This window comes from Microbacterium sp. GCS4, from assembly GCF_001262495.1.
Classification (GTDB): domain Bacteria; phylum Actinomycetota; class Actinomycetes; order Actinomycetales; family Microbacteriaceae; genus Microbacterium.
The window spans coordinates 846,401-865,820 of sequence record NZ_LGYE01000001.1 but is presented as its reverse complement, the minus strand read 5'-3'; the positions used below and the strand labels follow the sequence as shown (position 1 = coordinate 865,820).

The 19,420-nt window shown below is 70.8% G+C and carries 23 protein-coding genes; 11 read left to right on the top strand and 12 right to left on the bottom strand.

The window, feature by feature from the left end; genetic code table 11:
* Nucleotides 1-170 precede the first annotated feature (170 nt).
* Nucleotides 171-1,124 (bottom strand): 2,3,4,5-tetrahydropyridine-2,6-dicarboxylate N-succinyltransferase, encoded by a 954-nt coding sequence (gene dapD, locus AKH00_RS04280; RefSeq protein ID WP_050721428.1) that lies wholly within the window; start codon nucleotides 1,122-1,124, stop codon nucleotides 171-173.
* A gap of 64 nt (nucleotides 1,125-1,188) precedes the next feature.
* Between dapD and dapE the strand changes: the two genes are divergently transcribed.
* The 3 genes from dapE (at nucleotide 1,189) to AKH00_RS17575 (ending at nucleotide 3,731) form a co-directional block, all read left to right on the top strand.
* A complete protein-coding gene (gene dapE, locus AKH00_RS04275; RefSeq protein WP_050721427.1) occupies nucleotides 1,189-2,262 on the top strand; it encodes a succinyl-diaminopimelate desuccinylase in 1,074 nt (357 codons plus the stop codon).
* Nucleotides 2,244-3,461 carry a hypothetical protein gene (locus AKH00_RS04270; RefSeq protein WP_050721426.1) on the top strand — a complete coding sequence of 406 codons (1,218 nt, stop codon included), beginning with the start codon at nucleotides 2,244-2,246 and terminating at the stop codon, nucleotides 3,459-3,461. Before dapE ends, AKH00_RS04270 begins: the two co-directional genes overlap by 19 nt.
* Before the next feature lie 96 nt (nucleotides 3,462-3,557).
* Entirely contained in the window at nucleotides 3,558-3,731 is a 174-nt protein-coding gene (locus AKH00_RS17575; protein ID WP_017203323.1) for a DUF3117 domain-containing protein, read from the top strand.
* A gap of 102 nt (nucleotides 3,732-3,833) precedes the next feature.
* On the opposite strand, the gene AKH00_RS04265 is transcribed toward AKH00_RS17575, so the two are convergent.
* Nucleotides 3,834-4,469 (bottom strand): O-methyltransferase, encoded by a 636-nt coding sequence (locus tag AKH00_RS04265; protein WP_050721425.1) that lies wholly within the window; start codon nucleotides 4,467-4,469, stop codon nucleotides 3,834-3,836.
* Between the two features lie 89 nt (nucleotides 4,470-4,558).
* Between AKH00_RS04265 and AKH00_RS04260 the strand changes: the two genes are divergently transcribed.
* Nucleotides 4,559-4,945 (top strand): twin-arginine translocase TatA/TatE family subunit, encoded by a 387-nt coding sequence (locus AKH00_RS04260; protein ID WP_050721424.1) that lies wholly within the window; start codon nucleotides 4,559-4,561, stop codon nucleotides 4,943-4,945.
* Nucleotides 4,946-4,973: 28 nt separating this feature from the next.
* Here AKH00_RS04260 and AKH00_RS04255 read toward each other — a convergent pair whose 3' ends face one another.
* The 4 genes from AKH00_RS04255 to AKH00_RS04240 are packed head-to-tail and all read right to left on the bottom strand — an operon-like array spanning nucleotide 4,974 to nucleotide 8,442.
* On the bottom strand, nucleotides 4,974-5,450 hold the full coding sequence (locus AKH00_RS04255; RefSeq protein WP_050721423.1) for a hypothetical protein: 477 nt from the start codon (nucleotides 5,448-5,450) through the stop codon (nucleotides 4,974-4,976).
* A 9-nt stretch (nucleotides 5,451-5,459) separates the two neighbouring features.
* Nucleotides 5,460-6,578: an Mrp/NBP35 family ATP-binding protein gene (locus tag AKH00_RS04250; RefSeq protein WP_050721422.1), complete on the bottom strand. Its 1,119-nt coding sequence runs from the start codon at nucleotides 6,576-6,578 to the stop codon at nucleotides 5,460-5,462.
* Entirely contained in the window at nucleotides 6,575-7,126 is a 552-nt protein-coding gene (locus AKH00_RS04245) for a DUF1003 domain-containing protein (protein ID WP_050721421.1), read from the bottom strand. Before AKH00_RS04245 ends, AKH00_RS04250 begins: the two co-directional genes overlap by 4 nt.
* Nucleotides 7,126-8,442: a magnesium transporter MgtE N-terminal domain-containing protein gene (locus AKH00_RS04240; protein ID WP_050721420.1), complete on the bottom strand. Its 1,317-nt coding sequence runs from the start codon at nucleotides 8,440-8,442 to the stop codon at nucleotides 7,126-7,128. The genes AKH00_RS04245 and AKH00_RS04240 overlap by 1 nt, the downstream gene beginning before the upstream one ends.
* A 99-nt stretch (nucleotides 8,443-8,541) precedes the next feature.
* Between AKH00_RS04240 and AKH00_RS04235 the strand changes: the two genes are divergently transcribed.
* The 4 genes from AKH00_RS04235 to AKH00_RS04220 all read left to right on the top strand — a co-directional run bounded on the left by AKH00_RS04235 (nucleotide 8,542) and on the right by AKH00_RS04220 (nucleotide 10,995).
* The gene (locus tag AKH00_RS04235) at nucleotides 8,542-9,255 is read left to right on the top strand and encodes a general stress protein (RefSeq protein ID WP_050721419.1); all 714 of its coding nucleotides are present in this window, start codon (nucleotides 8,542-8,544) and stop codon (nucleotides 9,253-9,255) included.
* Nucleotides 9,255-9,875 carry a DUF4870 domain-containing protein gene (locus AKH00_RS17570; RefSeq protein ID WP_082297389.1) on the top strand — a complete coding sequence of 207 codons (621 nt, stop codon included), beginning with the start codon at nucleotides 9,255-9,257 and terminating at the stop codon, nucleotides 9,873-9,875. Before AKH00_RS04235 ends, AKH00_RS17570 begins: the two co-directional genes overlap by 1 nt.
* The gene (locus tag AKH00_RS04225; RefSeq protein WP_050721418.1) at nucleotides 9,875-10,525 is read left to right on the top strand and encodes an alpha/beta hydrolase family protein; all 651 of its coding nucleotides are present in this window, start codon (nucleotides 9,875-9,877) and stop codon (nucleotides 10,523-10,525) included. Before AKH00_RS17570 ends, AKH00_RS04225 begins: the two co-directional genes overlap by 1 nt.
* A 74-nt stretch (nucleotides 10,526-10,599) precedes the next feature.
* Nucleotides 10,600-10,995 (top strand): VOC family protein, encoded by a 396-nt coding sequence (locus AKH00_RS04220; protein ID WP_050721417.1) that lies wholly within the window; start codon nucleotides 10,600-10,602, stop codon nucleotides 10,993-10,995.
* A gap of 3 nt (nucleotides 10,996-10,998) precedes the next feature.
* Here the strand turns inward: AKH00_RS04220 and AKH00_RS04215 are convergent, their stop codons facing one another.
* From AKH00_RS04215 to AKH00_RS04205, 3 genes are read right to left on the bottom strand one after another with little or no spacing between them, the layout of a single operon-like run.
* The gene (locus tag AKH00_RS04215) at nucleotides 10,999-11,892 is read right to left on the bottom strand and encodes a phosphotransferase (protein ID WP_050721416.1); all 894 of its coding nucleotides are present in this window, start codon (nucleotides 11,890-11,892) and stop codon (nucleotides 10,999-11,001) included.
* Between the two features lie 9 nt (nucleotides 11,893-11,901).
* Nucleotides 11,902-13,335, bottom strand: coding sequence for an aminopeptidase P family protein (locus tag AKH00_RS04210; RefSeq protein ID WP_050721415.1), 1,434 nt, complete (start codon nucleotides 13,333-13,335; stop codon nucleotides 11,902-11,904).
* Nucleotides 13,336-13,387: 52 nt separating this feature from the next.
* Entirely contained in the window at nucleotides 13,388-14,416 is a 1,029-nt protein-coding gene (locus tag AKH00_RS04205) for an endonuclease/exonuclease/phosphatase family protein (RefSeq protein WP_050721414.1), read from the bottom strand.
* Nucleotides 14,417-14,501: 85 nt separating this feature from the next.
* Between AKH00_RS04205 and AKH00_RS04200 the strand changes: the two genes are divergently transcribed.
* Both AKH00_RS04200 and AKH00_RS04195 read left to right on the top strand, forming a co-directional pair.
* Entirely contained in the window at nucleotides 14,502-15,377 is an 876-nt protein-coding gene (locus AKH00_RS04200; RefSeq protein ID WP_050721413.1) for a PHP domain-containing protein, read from the top strand.
* Between the two features lie 65 nt (nucleotides 15,378-15,442).
* A complete protein-coding gene (locus tag AKH00_RS04195; protein ID WP_082297388.1) occupies nucleotides 15,443-16,462 on the top strand; it encodes a DUF817 domain-containing protein in 1,020 nt (339 codons plus the stop codon).
* Here AKH00_RS04195 and AKH00_RS04190 read toward each other — a convergent pair.
* A complete protein-coding gene (locus AKH00_RS04190) occupies nucleotides 16,372-17,889 on the bottom strand; it encodes a DEAD/DEAH box helicase (RefSeq protein ID WP_050721412.1) in 1,518 nt (505 codons plus the stop codon). The two genes, AKH00_RS04195 and AKH00_RS04190, sit on opposite strands and share 91 nt — an antisense overlap.
* Before the next feature lie 167 nt (nucleotides 17,890-18,056).
* Between AKH00_RS04190 and AKH00_RS04185 the strand changes: the two genes are divergently transcribed.
* The gene (locus tag AKH00_RS04185; protein WP_050722041.1) at nucleotides 18,057-18,770 is read left to right on the top strand and encodes a ferritin-like fold-containing protein; all 714 of its coding nucleotides are present in this window, start codon (nucleotides 18,057-18,059) and stop codon (nucleotides 18,768-18,770) included.
* Between the two features lie 16 nt (nucleotides 18,771-18,786).
* Here the strand turns inward: AKH00_RS04185 and AKH00_RS04180 are convergent, their stop codons facing one another.
* Both AKH00_RS04180 and AKH00_RS04175 read right to left on the bottom strand, forming a co-directional pair.
* Nucleotides 18,787-19,074, bottom strand: a complete 288-nt coding sequence (locus AKH00_RS04180; RefSeq protein ID WP_050721411.1) for a hypothetical protein — start codon at nucleotides 19,072-19,074, stop codon at nucleotides 18,787-18,789.
* Nucleotides 19,075-19,080: 6 nt separating this feature from the next.
* Nucleotides 19,081-19,305 (bottom strand): DUF3107 domain-containing protein, encoded by a 225-nt coding sequence (locus tag AKH00_RS04175; RefSeq protein WP_050721410.1) that lies wholly within the window; start codon nucleotides 19,303-19,305, stop codon nucleotides 19,081-19,083.
* Between the last annotated feature and the right edge of the window lie 115 nt (nucleotides 19,306-19,420).

Here is a 19,420-nt window from a genome sequence, read left to right as displayed (position 1 = left end):
CGCATCGGTTCGCCGTGCGAAAGGCCAGCAGCGGCTGGTACGGGAGCAGCGTTCCGCGTGCTCGTTTCGGTCCTCGGAGACCCCGTGACGACGACGACATCAGCGGACGGGTCGTCCGGATGACGGTCCCAGCATATCAGTGCGGGGGCCGCCGAGGCTGAGCGGCGCGCTCAGGCGTGCAGCGCCTCGTTCAGGGTCACGCCCACGCCTGCCCGGCGCACTGCCTCGACCGCGCCGCTCAGCGAGTTGCGGCGGAAGAGGATGCCGTTCTCGCCCGACAGTTCCGCGCCCTTGACGGTCGGCAGTCCTCCGCCCGCTGTCGCGGGACCGTCGGCGACGACGATCTTGGTGCCGGCGGTCACGTAGAGCCCCGCCTCCACCACGCAGTCGTCCCCGAGGGAGATGCCGATGCCGGCGTTCGCGCCCAGCAGCGTGCGGGCGCCGATCGACACACGGTGGGAGCCGCCACCCGACAGGGTGCCCATGATGGATGCGCCGCCGCCGATGTCGCTGCCATCGCCGACCACGACGCCCTGGGAGATGCGGCCCTCGACCATCGACGCGCCGAGCGTGCCGGCGTTGAAGTTCACGAAGCCCTCGTGCATGACCGTTGTGCCAGGGGAGAGGTAGGCGCCGAGGCGCACGCGCGAGGCGTCCGCGATGCGCACCCCGGTCGGCTGCACGTAGTCGGTCAGACGCGGGAACTTGTCGAGGCCCTGCACCTGGATGCCGGCCCGCTGCAGCAGCGGACGCAGGCGCGCGGCGTCGTCGGGATGCACGGGCCCCGCGTTGGTCCAGGCGACGATCGGCAGATGCGCGAAGATCCCGTCGAGGTTCACCTCGTTCGGACGCACGACGAGGTGCGACAGCGCGTGCAGTCGGAGGTAGGCGTCGGCGGTCGACGCAGGAGCCGCGTCGAGGTCGATGTGCAGCTGCACGGTCTCGACCGTGACGTTCCGCCGCTCGTCCGGCCCCGCGACGGCATCCAGCGTGAGCAGCGCGGCGGCCGCGTCCCCGGGCGTCGGAGCGGTCGTGGACACCTCGGGGAACCACGCGTCCAGCGCGGTGCCGTCCGCGGCGATGGTCGAAAGTCCGGTACCCCATACGGTGCGCGCCTCAGTCATGCCTCCACGCTATCGCCCCGCCCGGGCGCTGACGTCCACGTGACGCGGTAAGTAGGCTGGGGGGATGGTGCTCGATCTGACCGCGTCCTCTCTTGATCTGACCCGCGCGATCTGCGACGTCCCGAGCGTGTCCGGCGACGAGAAGACCCTCGCCGACCTCATCGAGGACGCGGTATCGGCGTACCCCCACCTCGAGGTGATCAGGCACGGCAACACGATCGGCGCCCGGACGGAGCTCGGGCGCGCGCAGCGCGTCGCGATCGCGGGTCACATCGACACGGTGCCGATCAACGACAACGTCCCCACGCGCGACATCGAGATCGACGGCGAGCCGTACCTCTGGGGGCGCGGCACGGTCGACATGAAGGCGGGAGTCGCGGTGCAGCTCAAGCTCGCGGCCGAGCTCACCGATCCTGCGGTCGACATCACCTGGATGTGGTACGACAACGAGGAGGTCGAGGCATCCAAGAACGGCCTCGCGCTGCTCGCCGCCGTGCGCCCCGACCTGTTCCAGGCCGACTTCGCGATCCTGGGCGAGCCCTCCAACGGCGAGGTCGAGGGCGGCTGCAACGGCACCATGCGGGCGATCGTCCGCACTTCGGGCGTGCGCGCGCATGCCGCCCGCGCCTGGATCGGGGAGAACGCGATCCACCGTGCCGCCCCGATCCTCGCCCGGCTGGCCGAGTACCGGGCGCGGGAGGTGCCCGTGGAGGGCCTGCTGTACCGCGAGAGCATGAGCGCCGTGCGCATCTCCGGCGGAGTGGCCGGCAACGTGATCCCCGACGCCTGCGAGATCGAGGTCAACTACCGGTTCGCGCCGAGCAAGACCGCGGCGGACGCCGAAGCGCACATCCGCAACCTCCTGGCCGGCTTCGACGTCGAGATCACGGATGCCGCCGAGGGCGCCCGTCCCGGTCTCGACGCCCCGATCGCCCAGGAGTTCGTCGCCGCGGTCGGCGCCGAGCCCCGCCCGAAGTACGGCTGGACCGACGTCGCGCGCTTCTCGGCGCTGGGCATCCCCGCCGTGAACTACGGCCCCGGCGACCCGCACCTCGCGCACCACGATGAGGAGCGCGTGCCCGTCGCGCAGATCGACGCCGTCGAGCGAGGACTGCGTGCATGGCTCAGCTCGCGCTGACCGCCGCGCGCCGCTGGGCCGGCATCCCGCTGCCCGGAAGGATCGCGATCGTCTACGTCGCGGCCCGTCTCGTGACCACCGCTCTCATGATCGTCGCCGCCGTGCAGTCGACCTCGCTGTCGCGGTTCGGCGCCGACGCGGGACTCGCCGACTTCGTCGTCGGCTGGGACGCGCAGTGGTACTGGCTGGTCGCCGAGAACGGGTACCCCTCGGAGCTGCCGCTCACCGACTCCGGTGACGTCGCGGAGAACGCGTGGGCGTTCATGCCGGTCTTCGCGTTCGTCGCGAAGGCCGTGGGGTTCGTGTTCGGCTCGTGGGGCATGGGGGCACTGCTCGTCTCCTTCGGGGCCGGGTACCTCGCATGCCTCGCGCTGCATCGACTGCTGCGGGACCGCATCGGACGCTCGGCGGCGATGTGGTCGGTGGCGTTCTTCGCCTTCGGGCCGCTCGCGGCGATGTTCCAGGTCGGGTACGCCGAGACGCTGTTCCTGCTTCTGCTGTTCCTCGCGCTCGACGCCACCGCGCGGCGCCGCTACGCCTGGCTGTATCTGCTGATCCCCGTCATGGCGTTCACCCGCCCGGGGATCCTCGCGTTCGCGCTGTACCTCGGGCTGCACGGCATCCTGCGTCTGGTGCATCGCCGCGACGATCCGCTGTCGCGCGGAGAGGTCGTGCACATCCTCGTGCTCGGCGCGCTCGCGACGGCCTGCGGCTTCGCGTGGCAGGGGATCGCCGCACTCGTGACGGGAGACCCCGGGGCGTATCTCGCGACCGAGCTGGCCTGGCGCCAGCACTGGATCGCCGGCGGTGTGGACACGTTCATCCCATTCGAAGGATGGATCCAGTCCTCGTCGTTCTGGTTCGCCCAGTGGGGACTGCCGGGGGAATGGGGGCCGACCGTGCTCGCGCTGATGGTGGTGGCCGTCGGGGCGGCCCTGCTGCTCCTCCCGCAGGTGCGTGCGCTCGGCGCCGATCTGCGACTGTGGAGCGCGAGCTACCTGCTGTACCTGCTAGCCGTCTTCTTCCCGCAGTCGAGCACCTTCCGCCTCCTGCTGCCGCTCAGTCCGCTGTGGGGAGCGGTCGCCGTGCCGCGCTCGCGCCTTTGGCGCTTCGGCGTGCTGGCCGTCTGCATCCTGGGCCAATGGGTGTGGATCTTCCACGTCTACGCCCTCGGGAACACGTTCTGGCAGGTTCCGTGATTGTTAATCCTTGATGCATTTCTTCACGGTCGACGCTCAGGTTCGAGTGACACCCGATAAACTGATCGCATACCACCGGAGGAAAAGGAGCCCACGATGGCAGCGATGAAGCCGAGGACCGGCGACGGACCCATGGAGGCCGTGAAAGAAGGGCGACTCATCATCGTGCGCGTCCCGCTCGAAGGCGGCGGCCGTCTGGTCGTCTCCGTGAACGACGCCGAGGCGAAGGAACTCCACGACGTGCTGGCAGCCGTCGTGGCGCCGGCCTGATCGACTCTGGCCCGCTCTGAGGCGGACCCGCAAGAGGGCGACGGATGCGATCCGTCGCCCTCTTCGCGTATCCGCAGCGTATCCGCGTCGCCCGGGATCGCGTCAGTCGGTGCCGATGCTGAGGAGCTGGAGCAGCCCCTCAGCCGCGGGGGAGACGGTCGCGAGGACAGCGGCCGACTCCTGGGTCTCCTGCACGAGGGAGCGGTAGGCGGCGGTGATCTCATCGCGCTGCACGGGATCGGCGACGCGACCGCCGGCCAGCACGCGCGGCACGAGCACCATGCCGCCCGTCCGCACGAGCCGCAGACCGTGCTCGACGTACTCGATGACGTTCTCGGGGTCGGCGTCGACGAGCACGATGTCGTACGACGCCTCGTTCATGCGGGGGAGGACATCCGATGCCCGGCCCGTGATGAAGCGCGCCTTGGTGGCCGGGATGCGGGCGTCCGCGAACGCCTGACGGGCGGCCGCCAGATGCTCGGGCTCGTTGTCGATGGAGGTCAGCACGGCCTGAGGGGCGCCGCGCAGCAGCCACAGTCCGGAGACTCCGGCGCCCGTGCCGATCTCGACCATAGAACGCGCACCCGTCGCCGCCGCGAGCACGGCGATCTGCGAGCCGAGCGCGGCGCTGAGGGGCGCGGCCCCGAGCTCTACGGCGTGGGCGCGGGCACGGGCGATCGAGGACGGCTCGACGATGGATTCACGGAGGAAGCGTGCGTTCGCATCGTTCTCGCTCATGGCCTGGATCTCCTGCCTCAGGGGTCTGTTCTCCCAGGGTATGCGCTCGGCGTGCGACGGGCGGGCAGGCGCGGCGGTAGCCTGGGGAGATGCAGTTCGGGATCACCTTCGAGAAGCTGCTGCTGATCGGTCTGATCGCTGTGCTGCTCGTCGGACCGGAGCGGCTGCCGCGCTATGCCGAGAGCGTCGCCAAGCTCGCGCGCCGAGCAGGCGAGTTCCTCCGCGACACCAAGAGTCGTGTGCGCGACGAGATGGGGCCCGAGATCGACGACGTCGACTGGCGCCGCCTCGATCCCCGCCAGTACGACCCGCGGCGCATCATCCGCGACGCGCTGTTCGAGGACGACAACACCCCCGCTCGGGCCACACCGACGCCCGTGGTCGCGGAGCCGGCCGTCGTGAAGCCGGATTCGCGGGTCGTCCGCCCCGACTTCTCACGGGACAACCCGCCGCCGTACGACCCGGAATCGACCTGACGGGCCGGAATCGACCTGACGGGTTCGGTCAGGCGACGCTGAGTCTCAGCCGGGCGATGTCGTCGTCCGTCAGCAGCACCCGGGGGACGACCGTGACCGCCGTGCTGTTGCGGATACGCAGGATCACGGCGTCACGGCCCACCCGGATCCCCTCGAACTCGCGGTAGCGGATGTCGGACACGCGGCGGTCGGCCCCGATCTGCAGGGTGTCCGGCTCGAGCCGGGCCCAGACCACCGTGCCCGGCGGAGTAGCCGTGCGCACGGCGCGACGGGCGCTCGACACGGTCGCGAGGACCGCGACGACGCCCAGCCCGAGCGTGGCGAGGGGCAGCCACGCCGCTGCATCGGCGTCATCGGCTGCACCTGTGCCGAGCGTCAGGAAGCTCAGCGCGAGGCCGGCGGCCAGCGCCACCCACATCACGATGGCCCACGGACGGGTCAACCCGTAGACGGCCGCATCGCGCGCCATGCGGCGCAGGAGGCCCTCATCGATCGTGATCGTCATGGGATCCTCTCAGCCGAGGGACATGGGCAGCGGGCGCCCGGACAGGCCGCGCCCCCGGCGCGACAGCGAGCGTGCGAGATCGCGGATCGCCGCGGCGGCGGCATCCGTCGGATCCGCGAGCACGATCGGGACTCCGGCGTCTCCTCCCGCACGCAGACCGGGGCTCAGCGGGATGCTCGCGAGCAGCGGGACCTCTTCGGTCTCGGACAGCGCATCCGCGACGGCCGTTCCTCCGCCCGAGCCGAACAGGTCGACCACGGTTCCGTCGGGCAGCGTGAGGGGGCCCATGTTCTCGACCACGCCGATCACCCTCTGCCCGGTCTGCCGCGCGACGAGGCCGCTGCGGATCGCCACGTCGGACGCCGCGGCCTGCGGTGTGGTGACGACGAGGACCTCGGCGTGCGGCAGGATCTGTCCGATCGAGATCGCGATGTCGCCGGTGCCCGGAGGCATGTCGATCAGCAGCACGTCGAGGGCGCCGAAGAACACGTCGGTCAGGAACTGCTGCACGGTGCGGTGCAGCATCGGACCGCGCCACGCGACCACGGCCTCCCCGTCGCGCAGGAACATGCCGATCGAGATGGTCTTCACCCCGTGCGCGACGGGAGGGAGCATGAGGTCGTCGATCCGGGTGGGCTGGGTGCCGGCGGCGATGCCGAGCAGGCCGGGGATCGAGAAGCCGTGCACGTCGGCGTCGACCAGACCGACCGCGAGGCCCTGCTCGGCGAGGGCGACGGCGAGGTTCGCCGTGACCGTGGACTTGCCGACTCCGCCCTTGCCGCTGGAGACGAGGATCACCCGGGTCAGCGAATCGGGGCCGAAGGGCATCTGCCGCGGCGCACGGCCGTCGCGGAGCTTCTCGGTGAGTGCCTTGCGCTCGGCGGGCGTCATGACCCCGACCTCGACTTCGACATCGTCGACGCCAGGCACGGCGGCCGCGGCAGCGCGCACGTCGGACTCGATGCGCTGCGCCGCCGGGCATCCGACGATCGTCAGGACGATCGCGACGTGTGCGCGCGATCCCTCCACCGAGATCTCGCGCACCATGTCGAGGTCGCCGATCGGACGCCGGAGCTCGGGATCCGAGACCGCCGCCACCGCCGCTCGGACGGAATCCGCGGAGCTCATGGGGTCGTGCGACCGCTCGACCGGCGATCGTCGACGTGCTGCCCCGCATGCGTCCCCGACGGCTCGTCGGAGTCGCCGAGCTCGACCAGCAGCGCCTTGAGCTCCTGGCGGAGAACGTCGCGCGTCACCACCTGGGAGTTGCGCTCCTCGAGCGACATCCGCAGCGCCACGATCTCGCGCGCCAGGTACTCGGTGTCGGCGAGGTTGCGCTCGGCGCGCTGACGGTCCTGCTCGATCTGCACCCGGTCGCGGTCGTCCTGACGGTTCTGCGCGAGGAGGATCAGGGGCGCGGCGTAAGACGCCTGCAGCGAGAGCATGAGCGTGAGCGCCGTGAAACCCAGAGCGGCGTCGTCGAAGCGCAGGCCGTCGGGCATCAGGGTGTTCCATCCGATCCACAGGATGCAGAACAGGCTGAGGATCACGAGGAACGCGGGCGTCCCCATGGCGCGGGCGACCCACTCGGTGAAGCGGCCGAACCGGTCGCGGGACGTCGCCCGGGGCCGGGAGGATCCGCGGCCGGGAGCGTCGAGGCGAGGCGAGCGGGCCATCATCCGACCTCCTTCCGCGGGGCGGGAGCGCTCTGTGCGCGGGCGGTGGCCGCACCCGGAGCCGTGGCCTGCACGGGCTCGTCGCTGTCGTGCGTGCGCCAGTCGTCGGGCAGCAGGTAGTCGAGTACGTCGTCGATGCTGATCGCGCCGACCAGGCGATGCGCCGTGTCGATCACGGGCAGCGACACGAGATCGTAGCTCGCCAGCATGCGCGCGACCTCGGCGGCCGAGGCCGTGACAGGCACGGGCTCGAGGCTGTCGTCGACGATCGCGCCCAGGCGCTCGTGCGGCGGGGAGCGCAGCATCCGCTGGAAATGCACCATGCCGAGGAGGCGTCCCGTGGGCGTCTCGAAAGGCGGCAGGGTCACGAAGACGGCGGCAGCGAGGGCCGGGTGCAGCTCGTGCCGGCGGATCAGTGCGAGCGCCTCGGCGACCGTGGCGTCGGCGGACAGGATGATCGGCTCCGGCGTCATGAGACCGCCGGCCGTGTCGGGGCCGTAGCGGAGCAGCATCCGCACGTCCTCCGCCTCCTCGGGCTCCATGAGCTCGAGGAGCTGCTCCAGGCGGTTCGGCGGGAGCTGGGCGAGCAGGTCGGCCGCGTCGTCGGGCTCCATCTGGTCGAGGATGTCCGCGGCGCGCTCGTCGCCGAGGCGGTCGAGGATGTGCACCTGCTCGTCCTCGGGCATCTCTTCGAGAGCGTCGGCGAGACGATCGTCGGAGAGCTCCTCCGCCACCTCGATCATGCGCTGCTGTGGCAGATCGAGGAGCGTGTTGGCGAGGTCTGCGGCGTGCAGCTCCGAATAGGAGGCGACGAGCTGCTCGGCCGACTGCGCCTCGCCGGGCGCGCGCTCCTCGGCGACCTCGCTCCAGGCCGCGAACGTGGTCGATCCCTTCGCGAACGGCGAGGCGCTCGTCTTCGGGCGGCGCAGGAAGAGCTGGCTGATCGCCCATTCCCCGAGCCGGTTCGGCTCGATCGCGACGTCCTCGATGACGGCGTCACCGCTGCCGTCGACGAGGCTCACCCGACGCCCGAGCAGCTCGGCGAGCACTCGCACCTCGCCCGCCCTGGGGGAGAAGCGGCGCACGTTGATGAGGCCGGTGCTGATCACCTGGCCGGAGCGGATCGAGGTCACGCGTCCGATCGACAGGAACACCTGGCGGCGCCCGGGGATCTCGACGACGAGGCCGATGACGCGCGGGGCCGCGGTACTTCGGTACACGATGACGACGTCACGGACCTTGCCGAGCCGATCGCCCACGGGGTCGAAGACGGCGCAGCCAGCCAGGCGCGCGGCGAATACCCGTTGTGTGCTCACTCGTCCAGCGTAGTCCGCCGGTCGTGCGTGCGACGCGGCATCCGCCTCCGATCCGGCCGCTCCCGGGCCGATCAGGGGGAGGCATGGAACAATGGCGGGATGAGCATGCTGAACCGTCCCGCCGACAGCCGCGACGAAGGGGAGATCGTCGCCTCGACGCGCGATTACGAGGGTGCCCAGAAGACGGTGTCGAAGCTCATCGCCCAGGAGGTGCCCGCGCGCGACATCACGATCGTCGGGCAGAGCGTGCGCACGGTCGAGCGCATCACCGGTCGACTCGGCTACGCCGCCGCCGCGCGATCCGGCGCCATCAACGGCGTGCTCATCGGACTCTTCCTCGCCGCGATCCTCGTGATCGGCAACCCCGAGGTGCCGATCCAGATGTTCGTCGGCTTCGTCTTCATCGGCGTCGCGCTCGGGATGATCCTCAGCCTCGTGACCTACGCGATCGTCCGTCGTCGGCGCGACTTCGCGAGTGTCACGCAGTTCGCCGCCGACCACTACGAGGTGCGCGTGCAGGCCGCATCGCTCGCGAAGGCGCGCCAGGTCCTCGGCGCGGTCCGCCCAGCCACGGTGCGTCCTCCCGTGAACCTCGACGAGCCGCCGCGGTACGGCGAGCGCATCACGCCCGGAAGCGGGGAGGGGCAGGCGCAGCCGCCGGCTCCCGCCGATCAGACACCGCCCGCGGTCACGGCTCCTCCGGAGGGTGCTGAGGCGCCGATCCCCCCGCGCCCCGCCGACCCGGAGACGACGCCCGAGCAGGAGCCGGGCAGCGGACCGGCCGCCGGACCGAAACCCGCCGAAGGAGCCTGATGAGCGCCGACGAGCCGATCCGACCCGAGACGCCGTCCGCGGTCCCGCAACCGCCTGCGCCGCCTGCCCCGCCCGTCGTGCCGGGGCAGGTCGCACCGCCCGCGGCTCCCGGATTCCCGGCGCAGGCACCGGGACAGCCGACGCAGCCCCCGACGCACGCGGCCCAGGCTCCCGGGTACGCGGCGCCCGCTCCCGGGTACCCCGCTGGCGTCTACCCTGCGGCACCTCCTCCGCGCGGACTCCTGCCGTGGGCGCTCGGGCTGCTCATCCTCATCCCCTTCCCGTTCGTCGGGGGTCTCGCCTCCGGCATCGCGATGGCGGTGAGCGGGGGAGCTTCGCGCCGATCGGGCGGTGTGGCCGCCGAGAACGCGCGTGTCGCGCTGAACTGGGGCCTCACATATCTCCTCGTGTCGACCGTGCTCGTGATCAGCCATTTCGTGCTGCTCTTCGCCCTCTCCGCACGCGGGCCGATCGAGGGCTTCTTCCCGTTCGGCACGATCATCACGATCTACTTCGCGCTGTCGGTGCTGCACGTCGTGCTCGTGATCGTGGGCATGGTGCGAGCCTCCGCCGGCAAGGTGATGCGGATCCCATTCGCTATCCCGTTCCTGCGCCGCTGATGCCCTCGATCCCGGTCCAGCTGTCCACCGGCTCCGTGACGGTGTCCGCGGACTGGAGCGAGGGCACGCGCGACGACGTCGTGGTGATCGCCCACGGGGCCGGCACGGGCAAGGACCATCCGTTCCTGACCGGATTCGCGGAAGCCCTCGGAGAACTCGGCTTCGCGACGTTGCGGTTCAACTTCCCGTACGTCGAACAGGGTCGCCGGATGCCGGGGCCCGCCACTCATGCCGTGGCGACCTGGAACGCGGTCGTGACCTTCGCGCGTGAGCAGGCACCGAACTCGCGCATCTGGGCGACGGGCAAGTCGTACGGAGGGCGCATGGCGTCGATGGCGGTGGCCGAGGGGCTCGCGGTCGACGGCCTCGCGTACCTCGGGTATCCGCTGCACCCGCCGGGTCGTCCCGAGAAGCCGCGCGCCGAGCACCTGCCGGCGATCTCAGTGCCGCAGCTGTTCGTGGAGGGTTCGAACGATCCGTTCATCCAGCCCGTCGACCAGTTCGAGGCCGTCGTGCAGACCTGCCAGGATGCGCGCGTCGTGTGGATCGACGGCGGCGGCCACACGTTCGAGGTCAAGGGACGCAAGCGCCCGGCAGAGCAGATCGGCGCCTCGCTCGCGCCATATATTGCTACGTTCGCACAGGCTTGACAGCATGGCGGGGTGAACCTCGAACCCGGTGCCCCGATCCTCGCTCCTGCCGCTGTTCACCGGGGACTCCCGTCGTGAAGGGCCTGCACCACGTCGAGATCTGGGTGCCCGACATCGAGGAGGCGGCGCGCTCGTGGAGCTGGCTGCTCGAGAGGCTCGGACTGGAGCAGACCGGGCAGTGGTCGGAGGGGCGGACGTGGGAGGCGGGGACGACCTACCTGACGCTGACGACCTCGCCCAACCTCGCAGCGCCCGAGCACGACCGGCGTCGTTCCGGCCTGAACCATCTCGCATTCTGGGGTGGGACGCCCGGCGAGGTCGACGCGCTGATGGGCGAGGCGCCAGACCACGGCTGGAACCCGCTCTATCACGACCGCTATCCGCACGCGGGAGGGCCCGACCACTACGCGGGCTGGCTCGAGAACGCCCAGGGGTTCAAGGTCGAGATCGCCGCCGAGACCGACGATTGACGGTCAACGGAGTGCCGCCAGCTCCTCGTCCGACAGCAGGCGCCCCACGGTCGAGAGGCCTAGTCCGCTCATCGCCGGGTTGCTCTCCACGTAGTACCAGACGAGCCCCATCGCCTGCTGCAAGGCCCAGGCGGCTCCGCGGCGCCAGGCGACGGCATCCGCTCCCAGGCCGTCACGGACGATGTCGCGGCGGTCGGCGTCGAACAGGTGCCAGGCGGCGACGAGGTCGAGTGCCGGATCCGCAGGGCCGAAACCGCCGGTGTCCAGCACCCCCGCCAGGCGATCACCCGCGGAGAGAAGGTTGAACGGCGTGAGGTCGCGGTGGCTCATGACATCGGGTCCGGCCGTCGGCAGATCGCGCAGCGCACGCCACAGTCGCCTCACCCGACCGACGTCCACCAGCCGCGTGCTCTGACCCAGGCAGTGCTCCACCCAGTCGTCGTGGTCGCGCAGCCGACCTCCGCGCCCGCGCCCGCCGAAGACGCGGCCGCGCCGCGGCACCGCGCGAAGAGCGGAGACCACACCGACCACATCGCGAGCGAAGTCGTCGGAGGACTCGTGCGTGACGGGTCCGACCGGATCGCCCGCGACCCACGTCTGCACCGACCACGCGGAGTCGAACTCCTCCGACGCCGCGCCCACACCCACGGGAACGGACGCAACGACCGGCGAGGCATCGGCGAACTCGACCATGGCCGCGGCCTCGGCGCGCAGCCGCTCCTCCGACTCGCCCACGAGGGGGAAGCGCGCCACGTGATCGTCGCCGATGCGGACGATCGTGTTCACCGTCGCCGCGGTCCGCAGCCGACGCAGCGGCAGGCCGGCGAGCTCGGGGAAACGCTGCGCGATCAGCCGCGCGGCGACCTCGTCGGTGACCCCGAGCTCGCCGTCATGCACGTGCGGCGCTCAGCCCTGCACTCGGGCGATCCACGCCTCGATCTCGTCGGCGGTGCGGGGGATGTCCGCCGAGAGGTTCACCGGGCCGTCCTCCGTCATGAGGATGTCGTCCTCGATGCGCACGCCGATGCCGCGGTACTCGGCCGGTACCGTCACGTCGTCGATCTGGAAGTACAGGCCCGGCTCGATCGTGAACACCATGCCGGGGGCGAGGATCCCGTCGTAGTACATCTCCCGGCGCGCCTGCGCGCAGTCGTGCACGTCGATGCCCAGGTGGTGCGAGGTGCCGTGCACCATGTAGCGACGGTGCTGCCCGCCGGCATCCGCGTCGAGCGCCTCCTCGGCCGTCACGGGGAGCAGACCCCATTCGGCGGTGCGGGCGGCGATGACCTTCATGGCGGCCTCGTGCACCTCACGGAAGCGGACACCCACTCGCGCGGCCGCGAACGCGGCGTCCGCGGCCTCGCGCACCGTCTCGTACACTCGGCGCTGCACCTCGGTGAACGAACCAGAGACGGGGAGCGTGCGGGTGATGTCGGCCGTGTACAGGCTGTCGGCCTCCACGCCCGCATCCACGAGGATCAGGTCGCCCGGGACCACGGTGCCGTCGTTGCGCGTCCAGTGCAGGTAGCAGGCGTGCGGACCGGAGGCCGCGATCGTGTCGTACCCCTCTCCGTTGCCGTCCTCTCGCGCGCGGCGGTGGAAGACGCCCTCCACGACGCGCTCGCCGCGGGCATGCGAGACCGCGTCGGGCAGAGCGCGGATGATGTCGTCGAAGCCCTGGGCGGTGATGTCGACCGCGCGGCGCATCTCGGCGATCTCGTACTCGTCCTTCACGAGACGCAGCTCGGAGACGAAGCGCGTGAGGTCCTCGGACTCCTCGAGCAACAGCTCGCCGTCCACGGAGGCGAAGTCGTCGAGGTGCGCGGTCGCGATGCCGAGGTCGGCGGCGACTCCGGCGAGCGAGGGGCGCGGGCCGATCCAGAACTCGCCGACGGTCGCGTCGGCGTAGAACTCCGTGGTCGTGCGGTCGGCGCGCTCACGGAAGAACAGGGTCACGTCGTGGCCGTCGTCGGTCGGCTCGAACACGAGGATCGAGTCGGGCTCGCTGTCGGCTGCCCAGCCGGTCAGGTGGGCGAACGCGGAGTGCGCGCGGAACGGATAGTCGGTGTCGTTGCTGCGCTGCTTGAGCGAGCCTGCGGGGACCACCAGGCGCAGCCCGGGGAAGGCGGCGGACACGGCCGCACGACGGGTCGCGGCGTACGGGGCCTGCGCGCGGGGCGAGGGAAGGGGCTCGGGGCGCTCCGCCCAGCCGGTGGAGATCGTGTCGAGGAAGCCGCGGGGGAACGGCTGCTTGCGGTTCGTCGTGCCGGTCTCGGCCGGCTTCTCCGCGGCGGTCTCGACGGCGGGCTCAGCGATCGTGTCGCGTTCTGCGGTGCTCATCCCTCCAGTCTGTCACCTGAGACGGGGAAGCGGGATGCCGCGCCGGAGCGGTTCAGCCCGCAGGCTCCAGCTGCACCACGAGCGCCCGGTGGTCGCTGCCGCTCGCGTCGTCGATCACCTCGGAGCCCGTCGGGGTCCAGTTCGGCGAGGCCATGACGTGGTCGATCGGCGCGCCGAGCAGCGCGGGCAGCGAGCTCGGCCACGTGCCGCTCAGGCCGTTGCCGGTGCGCGAGGCGACGTCTCGGCAGTACCCCATGTCGCCGCCGTCGACCCCGAGTCCCGCCATGTGGTCGATGGTCGCGTTGAAGTCCCCGGCGAGCACGAAGTTGCCCTCAGGGCATTGGTCGGCGATCCAGCGGAGGTCGCTGCGCCAACCCTCCATCTCCTCCATGCGCGGGGCCACGGCGTGCACGGCGACGATCGTCGGTGCGTTCCCGTTGCCGCCGACCGGCATGAGCACCGCGCTCGGCACCGAGCCGGTGTTGCTCGAGCCGTCCTCCGAGGACTCGATGACCGAGTACTCGCCGAGTTCCGGCGACACCAGCACGGTCGTGAACCAGGACTTCGGGCCGTCGACCACATCGGGTTTGAACTGCACATGGTGCACCCACATCGGGCGTCCCTGGTCGCGCAGCATGACCGCGACCTGCTCGCCGACGGCCTCGGTCGTCTCCGGGAGCGCCACGATGTCGGCGCCCTGGTCGAGCACCTCACGGGCGATCTGCTCGGCGGTGACCGCGTCTCCTGCGGTGTTCCAGGTGAGGACGCGGATGCTGGCATCGGTCGCGGCGGGGAGCCCGGCGGCCCCGAACCCCCTCGTCATGCCGACCACGCCGGTCGCTCCGGCCCCGAGCAGCGCCACGATGAGCACCGAGGCGGCGAAGCCGCGCAGCGGGCGTGCGATCGTCAGGAGCAGTGCCAGCACGGCGATGCCGAGGAACGCCGCCAGGACGATGCCGCGTGCCGCGACGATCTGTGCGAAGGGGTAGGTCTGCTCGAGGTGGAAGAACTGCGGCCACACCACGATCGCCGTCCCGATCGCGAGCAGCACGGTGAACAGGATCCCCAGAAGTCTCAGCATCCCCTCCAGCCTAGGAGGACTCGCTGGGAACACCCTGCCGTGTCCGTGCGCGTCTCGGACCGGCCGCGCTCGGTACTCTCGGAGGATGGCCGTCGTTCGCTCGCACCGATTCGCGGGTCCCGCTGACCTGCACCTGCACTCCAACCACTCGGACGGTACGGAGTCGCCGCGCGAGGTCGTGCGCCAGGCCCAGGCCCACGGCGTCCGCACGCTCGCCCTCACGGATCACGATCGCACGACCGGGTGGGACGCCGCGGGCGAGGAGGCCGTGAGCCGCGGCCTGACGTTCCTTCCCGGCATGGAGCTGTCGGCGAAGCACGAGTGGCGCAGCGTGCACGTACTGGGCTACCTCTTCGACCCTGCGCACCCGGGTCTCGTCGCCGAGACGCAGCGGATCCGCGGCGATCGGATCGGTCGCGCCGAGCGCATCGTGCGGAACATCGGCCGCGACTACGACCTGCACTGGGACGACGTGCTCGCCCAGACGACCCCGGATGCGACCGTGGGCAGGCCGCACATCGCCGACGCGCTCGTGGCGCGGGGCATCGTGCGCGACCGCACCGAGGCGTTCGACGGCATCCTGCATCCGCGCGAGGGGTACTACGAGCCGCACTACGCGCCCGACCCGCTCACGGCGGTGCGATTGATCACGGATGCCGGGGGAGTGGCGATCATCGCGCATCCCGTGACGAGCGGACGCGACCGCATGATGCCGATCCCGTTCATCGAGAGGCTGATCGCGGAGGGACTCGGCGGCTTCGAGATCGACCACCGTGAGAACACCGAGTCGGGCAAGCGGACCCTGCGCCGCATCGCCGCAGACCACGACCTCATCGTGACGGGGTCGAGCGACTACCACGGCAGCGGCAAGCCGAACCTCCCCGGCGAGAACACGACGGACGAGCGCATGGTGGCGCGGCTCATCGAGCGGGCGACGGGAAGCGAGCCGCGCTACCCCTGACGCGATCGCGACGGAGCACCGCAACTCACGGCGAACTGTCGAGGAGCGTCGATACTGTTCCGAGCATGCAGAGAGCGACACCCCTCGAACGACGCATCGACGCGATCGCCCACCGTGTGCTGCGCGGTGCTCCCGCGGGGGGTCTCCGGGCCGGTCTCGTCGAGTTCGCGGTCTTCGTGCTCAAGCAGGCATGGGCCTGCGTGTTCGGCGCAGCGCTGCTCCTCGCGATCGTCGCGGCGCGGCTGTGGTATCCCGACGACGCGGCGCTCGCGCGCAACGATGCCCTGACGATCACCGCCGTCCTGATCCAGGTGGCGATGCTCGTGTTCCGCCTCGAATCGGGTCGCGAGCTGTGGGTCATCGTGCTCTTCCATCTCACCGGGACGGCCATGGAGCTGTTCAAGACCGACGTCGGATCGTGGGCGTATGCCGCCGACGGCATCCTCCGTATCGGCGGCGTCCCTCTGTTCAGCGGCTTCATGTACGCGGCGGTCGGCTCCTACATGGTGCGCGTGCACCGGCTGTTCGACCTGGGCTTCACCCGCTATCCGTGGCGGTGGGCGACGACGGTACTGGCCGCCGCGATCTACGTCAACTTCTTCACGCATCACTGGTGGTGGGATGCGCGCTGGGTGCTGCTCGCCGCCGTCGTGCTGCTGTGGGCCCCGACGATCATGCACGCGCGCGTGTGGCGACGGACCATCCGGCTTCCGCTGCTCGCGGTGTTCGCGGGCGTGGCGGTGTTCATCTACCTCGCCGAGAACATCGGCACGTGGGCGGGTGCCTGGGCCTATCCCGATCAGGTGATCGCGTGGCAGCCGGTGTCGCTCAGCAAGCTCAGCTCATGGTTCCTGCTCATGATCATCTCGGTCGTGATGGTCACGTGGGTCTACCCGCCGCGTCCGCCGCTTCCGAGGCGGGCGGCCGAGACGACGGAGGGGGCGGATGCCGCCGCTGCAGCATCCGCCCCCTCGGACGTCCAGGTCCCGGGCGATCAGGCCCCGGCGACCGGGGTGGTCCCGGCTGCGCCCGAGCCGCCGCGACGGCGGCGACGGCGACGCGCGGGAGCCGGCTTGCCGTCGTGATGCTCCTTGCCGGCGCCGTCGTGCGTGCCGGCGCCCTCCGCGCTGCGGTCGGCGGACGGAGCCGACTGTCCGTCGCCGGATGACGAGGCGTTCGCGCCCTCGGCGAACGTCGAGCCCACCGAGCTCGACCCTCCGCGACGACGGCGACGACGGCGCGTGCCGCCCTCCGCCGTGCCCTCGGCCGCCGCGTCCGCCGCGCGCTCGGGACGCGGCTGGCGTGCGGGCTTCTCGGCCTTCGGCGCCGTGACGAGACGGCCCTTGGTGCCGGCGGGGATGTCGAGGTCCTCGTACAGGTGCGGGCTCGAGGAGTAGGTCTCCAGCGGCTCGGGCTGGCCGAACTCCAGCGCGCGGTTGATGAGGGCCCACTTGTGCAGGTCCTCCCAGTCGACGAACGTGACCGCGATGCCGGTCTTGCCGGCTCGTCCCGTGCGACCGGCGCGGTGGAGGTAGGTCTTCTCCTCGTCGGGGATCGTGTGGTTGATGACGTGGGTGACGTCGTCGACGTCGATGCCGCGGGCGGCGACGTCGGTCGCGACCAGCACGTCCTTCTTGCCCGCCTTGAACGCCGCCATCGACCGCTCGCGCTGATCCTGGCCCATGTCGCCGTGCACGCCGCCGACGTTGAAGCCGCGGTCGCCGAGCTCGTCGACGAGGCGCTGCGCCGCACGCTTGGTGCGCGTGAAGATCACGGTCTTGCCGCGGCCCTCGGCCTGGAGGATGCGCGCGATGACCTCGTCCTTGTCGAGCGAGTGCGCACGGTAGACGAGGTGCTTGATGTTCGCCTGCGTCAGACCCTCGTCGGGGTCGTTCGCACGGATGTGGATCGGGTTCGACATGAAGCGGCGCGCGAGCGCGACGATCGGGCCGGGCATGGTCGCCGAGAACAGCTGCGTGTGCCGCACCGCCGGGACCTTCTGGAAGATCTTCTCGATGTCGGCGAGGAAGCCGAGGTCGAGCATCTTGTCCGCCTCGTCGAGAACGACCTCGGTCGCGTTCGACAGGTCGAGCAGACGCTGGCCGGCCAGGTCGATCAGACGACCGGGGGTGCCGACGACGATCTGCGCTCCGGCCTTGAGCTGGTCGATCTGCCCCTCGTACGCCTTGCCGCCGTAGATCGCGACGACGCTCGTGGAGCGGTTGCTCGTGAGCAGATCGATGTCCTCGTACACCTGCACCGCGAGCTCGCGGGTCGGGACGACGATGAGTGCCTTGACCCCGGGCTCGGGGTTCTGGCCGAGCCGCTGCACGACCGGGATGCCGAAGCCGAAGGTCTTGCCGGTGCCGGTCTTGGCCTGGCCGATGATGTCCTGCCCGGGCAGTCCCAGCGGGATGGTCTGCTCCTGGATGGGGAAGGCGTCGACGATGCCCTTGGCGGCGAGTGCGTCGACGATGTCCTGATCGATTCCGAGATCAGCGAAGGTTGTCAATGTTCAGATGCCTGTCCGGCGACCGGTGAGATCGCCACGTTCACGGATCCACGCCGTCTCTTGTGCCACAGGCGCGGGCCCCGCTCCGACGGCGGGGACGGGAACAGCCTACCCCCAGGGCGTGGCTCGGCCTGGAAGTGGAGGTCCGCCCGAGTATTGTGAAGCCCGTGGTGAACTGGTTCTGGAAGCGTCGGACGCCCCGGCGGACGATGACGCTGCGCAGTCGCGGCGATCAGGGCACGGCGACGAGGGTCGACTTCGCCGAGGTCGCTCCCGAGCTCGACCGGTTCCTCGGTCAGGCCGCGTATCTGCAGCTCGGCTACTTCGAGACGCTCACACGCCTGATCCGCGCCACGCCCGAGCTCTCCGAGAAGGAATCGCTGTCCCGAGCCGCCGGCGCCGCCCTCACCAAGCACAGGGCGATCGTCGATCTGATCGCCGAGCGGGGCGACGACCCGACGCAGCTCATGCTGCCTTTCCGCGAGAACCTCGACGCGTTCCGTCGCAAGACGATCGGGGCGCGTCCGCGCGAGACCCTGCTCTCGGTGTACATCACGGCCGGGATGCTCGACGACTTCTACCTCGCGCTCGCATCGAGCTACGGCGAGGTCGGGGAGCGTGTCGTGGCGATCCTCAGCGAGGACGACGCACGGCACGAGATCGTCGCGATCATCCAGGAGACGATCGACGGCGACGGCGAGTGGCGCTCGCTGCTGTCGATGTGGGCCCGCCGGCTCGTGGGGGACACGATCCTCGTGTGCCGGTCGGCGCTGCGCCAGCCCGAGCTCGCCGCGATGACCGAGGAGCGCGTCGAACCCGTGTACACCGAGCTCATGGGCGCACACGCCCGCCGCATGGATGCGATGGGACTTGCCTCGTAAGAGGATCGGCGCCCCGTCAGATGCCGAGGGCGGCCTTGGCCTCGGCATCCGTGCGTCGGCGGATGCCGACGATCAGCGCCGTGACGGCGCCGGCCACCACGACCGCGCCGAGCACGCTCGCCAGCCACAGCCAGATGCTGTCCTCGCCGACGCCGAGCCATTGCAGGCCCGTATAGGCGATCGCGGAGAGAACCGTCGCGAGCGCGGGCGTGAGCGCCACGCCGCGGAGCTCACGCCCCGGCAGGACGAAGTGCGCGGCGACGCCGAGCACGCACGCGCCGATCAGCGCGAGAAGGATGTACATCGCCGGTCAGGCCACGAAGCCGACGCGGCGGGATTCCTCGGTGCCGAGCTCGATGTACGCCAGCTGCGCGGTCGGGACGAGGTAGGAGTTGCCCTTGACGTCGGCGAAGCTCAGGTGCGCCGTGTTCTGCTCGAGAGCCGAGGAGACCTGGGTGCGGACCTCGTCCGCGCTCGCGGCGGTCTCGAAGCTGAGCTCGCGGCCGGTGTTGATGATGCCGATGCGGATTTCCACGCGTACTCCCGTTGTCTCGTCGACCTTGCTGTGCGCCCAACTCTACCCCGCGCGGATGACGCCGGATCGGCGTCAAGGCGCGGTTTCGCCGTGAGCGCACACGCGCGGGGGAGCG

Bases quoted from the DNA above. Each gene is read 5' to 3' on its own strand.
- dapD (WP_050721428.1), bottom strand. From the start codon at position 1,124: ATGACTGAGGCGCGCACCGTATGGGGTACCGGACTTTCGACCATCGCC.
- dapE (WP_050721427.1), top strand. From the start codon at position 1,189: ATGGTGCTCGATCTGACCGCGTCCTCTCTTGATCTGACCCGCGCGATC.
- AKH00_RS04270 (WP_050721426.1), top strand. From the start codon at position 2,244: ATGGCTCAGCTCGCGCTGACCGCCGCGCGCCGCTGGGCCGGCATCCCG.
- AKH00_RS17575 (WP_017203323.1), top strand. From the start codon at position 3,558: ATGGCAGCGATGAAGCCGAGGACCGGCGACGGACCCATGGAGGCCGTG.
- AKH00_RS04265 (WP_050721425.1), bottom strand. From the start codon at position 4,469: ATGAGCGAGAACGATGCGAACGCACGCTTCCTCCGTGAATCCATCGTC.
- AKH00_RS04260 (WP_050721424.1), top strand. From the start codon at position 4,559: ATGCAGTTCGGGATCACCTTCGAGAAGCTGCTGCTGATCGGTCTGATC.
- AKH00_RS04255 (WP_050721423.1), bottom strand. From the start codon at position 5,450: ATGACGATCACGATCGATGAGGGCCTCCTGCGCCGCATGGCGCGCGAT.
- AKH00_RS04250 (WP_050721422.1), bottom strand. From the start codon at position 6,578: ATGAGCTCCGCGGATTCCGTCCGAGCGGCGGTGGCGGCGGTCTCGGAT.
- AKH00_RS04245 (WP_050721421.1), bottom strand. From the start codon at position 7,126: ATGGCCCGCTCGCCTCGCCTCGACGCTCCCGGCCGCGGATCCTCCCGG.
- AKH00_RS04235 (WP_050721419.1), top strand. From the start codon at position 8,542: ATGAGCATGCTGAACCGTCCCGCCGACAGCCGCGACGAAGGGGAGATC.
- AKH00_RS17570 (WP_082297389.1), top strand. From the start codon at position 9,255: ATGAGCGCCGACGAGCCGATCCGACCCGAGACGCCGTCCGCGGTCCCG.
- AKH00_RS04225 (WP_050721418.1), top strand. From the start codon at position 9,875: ATGCCCTCGATCCCGGTCCAGCTGTCCACCGGCTCCGTGACGGTGTCC.
- AKH00_RS04210 (WP_050721415.1), bottom strand. From the start codon at position 13,335: ATGAGCACCGCAGAACGCGACACGATCGCTGAGCCCGCCGTCGAGACC.
- AKH00_RS04205 (WP_050721414.1), bottom strand. From the start codon at position 14,416: ATGCTGAGACTTCTGGGGATCCTGTTCACCGTGCTGCTCGCGATCGGG.
- AKH00_RS04200 (WP_050721413.1), top strand. From the start codon at position 14,502: ATGGCCGTCGTTCGCTCGCACCGATTCGCGGGTCCCGCTGACCTGCAC.
- AKH00_RS04195 (WP_082297388.1), top strand. From the start codon at position 15,443: ATGCAGAGAGCGACACCCCTCGAACGACGCATCGACGCGATCGCCCAC.
- AKH00_RS04180 (WP_050721411.1), bottom strand. From the start codon at position 19,074: ATGTACATCCTTCTCGCGCTGATCGGCGCGTGCGTGCTCGGCGTCGCC.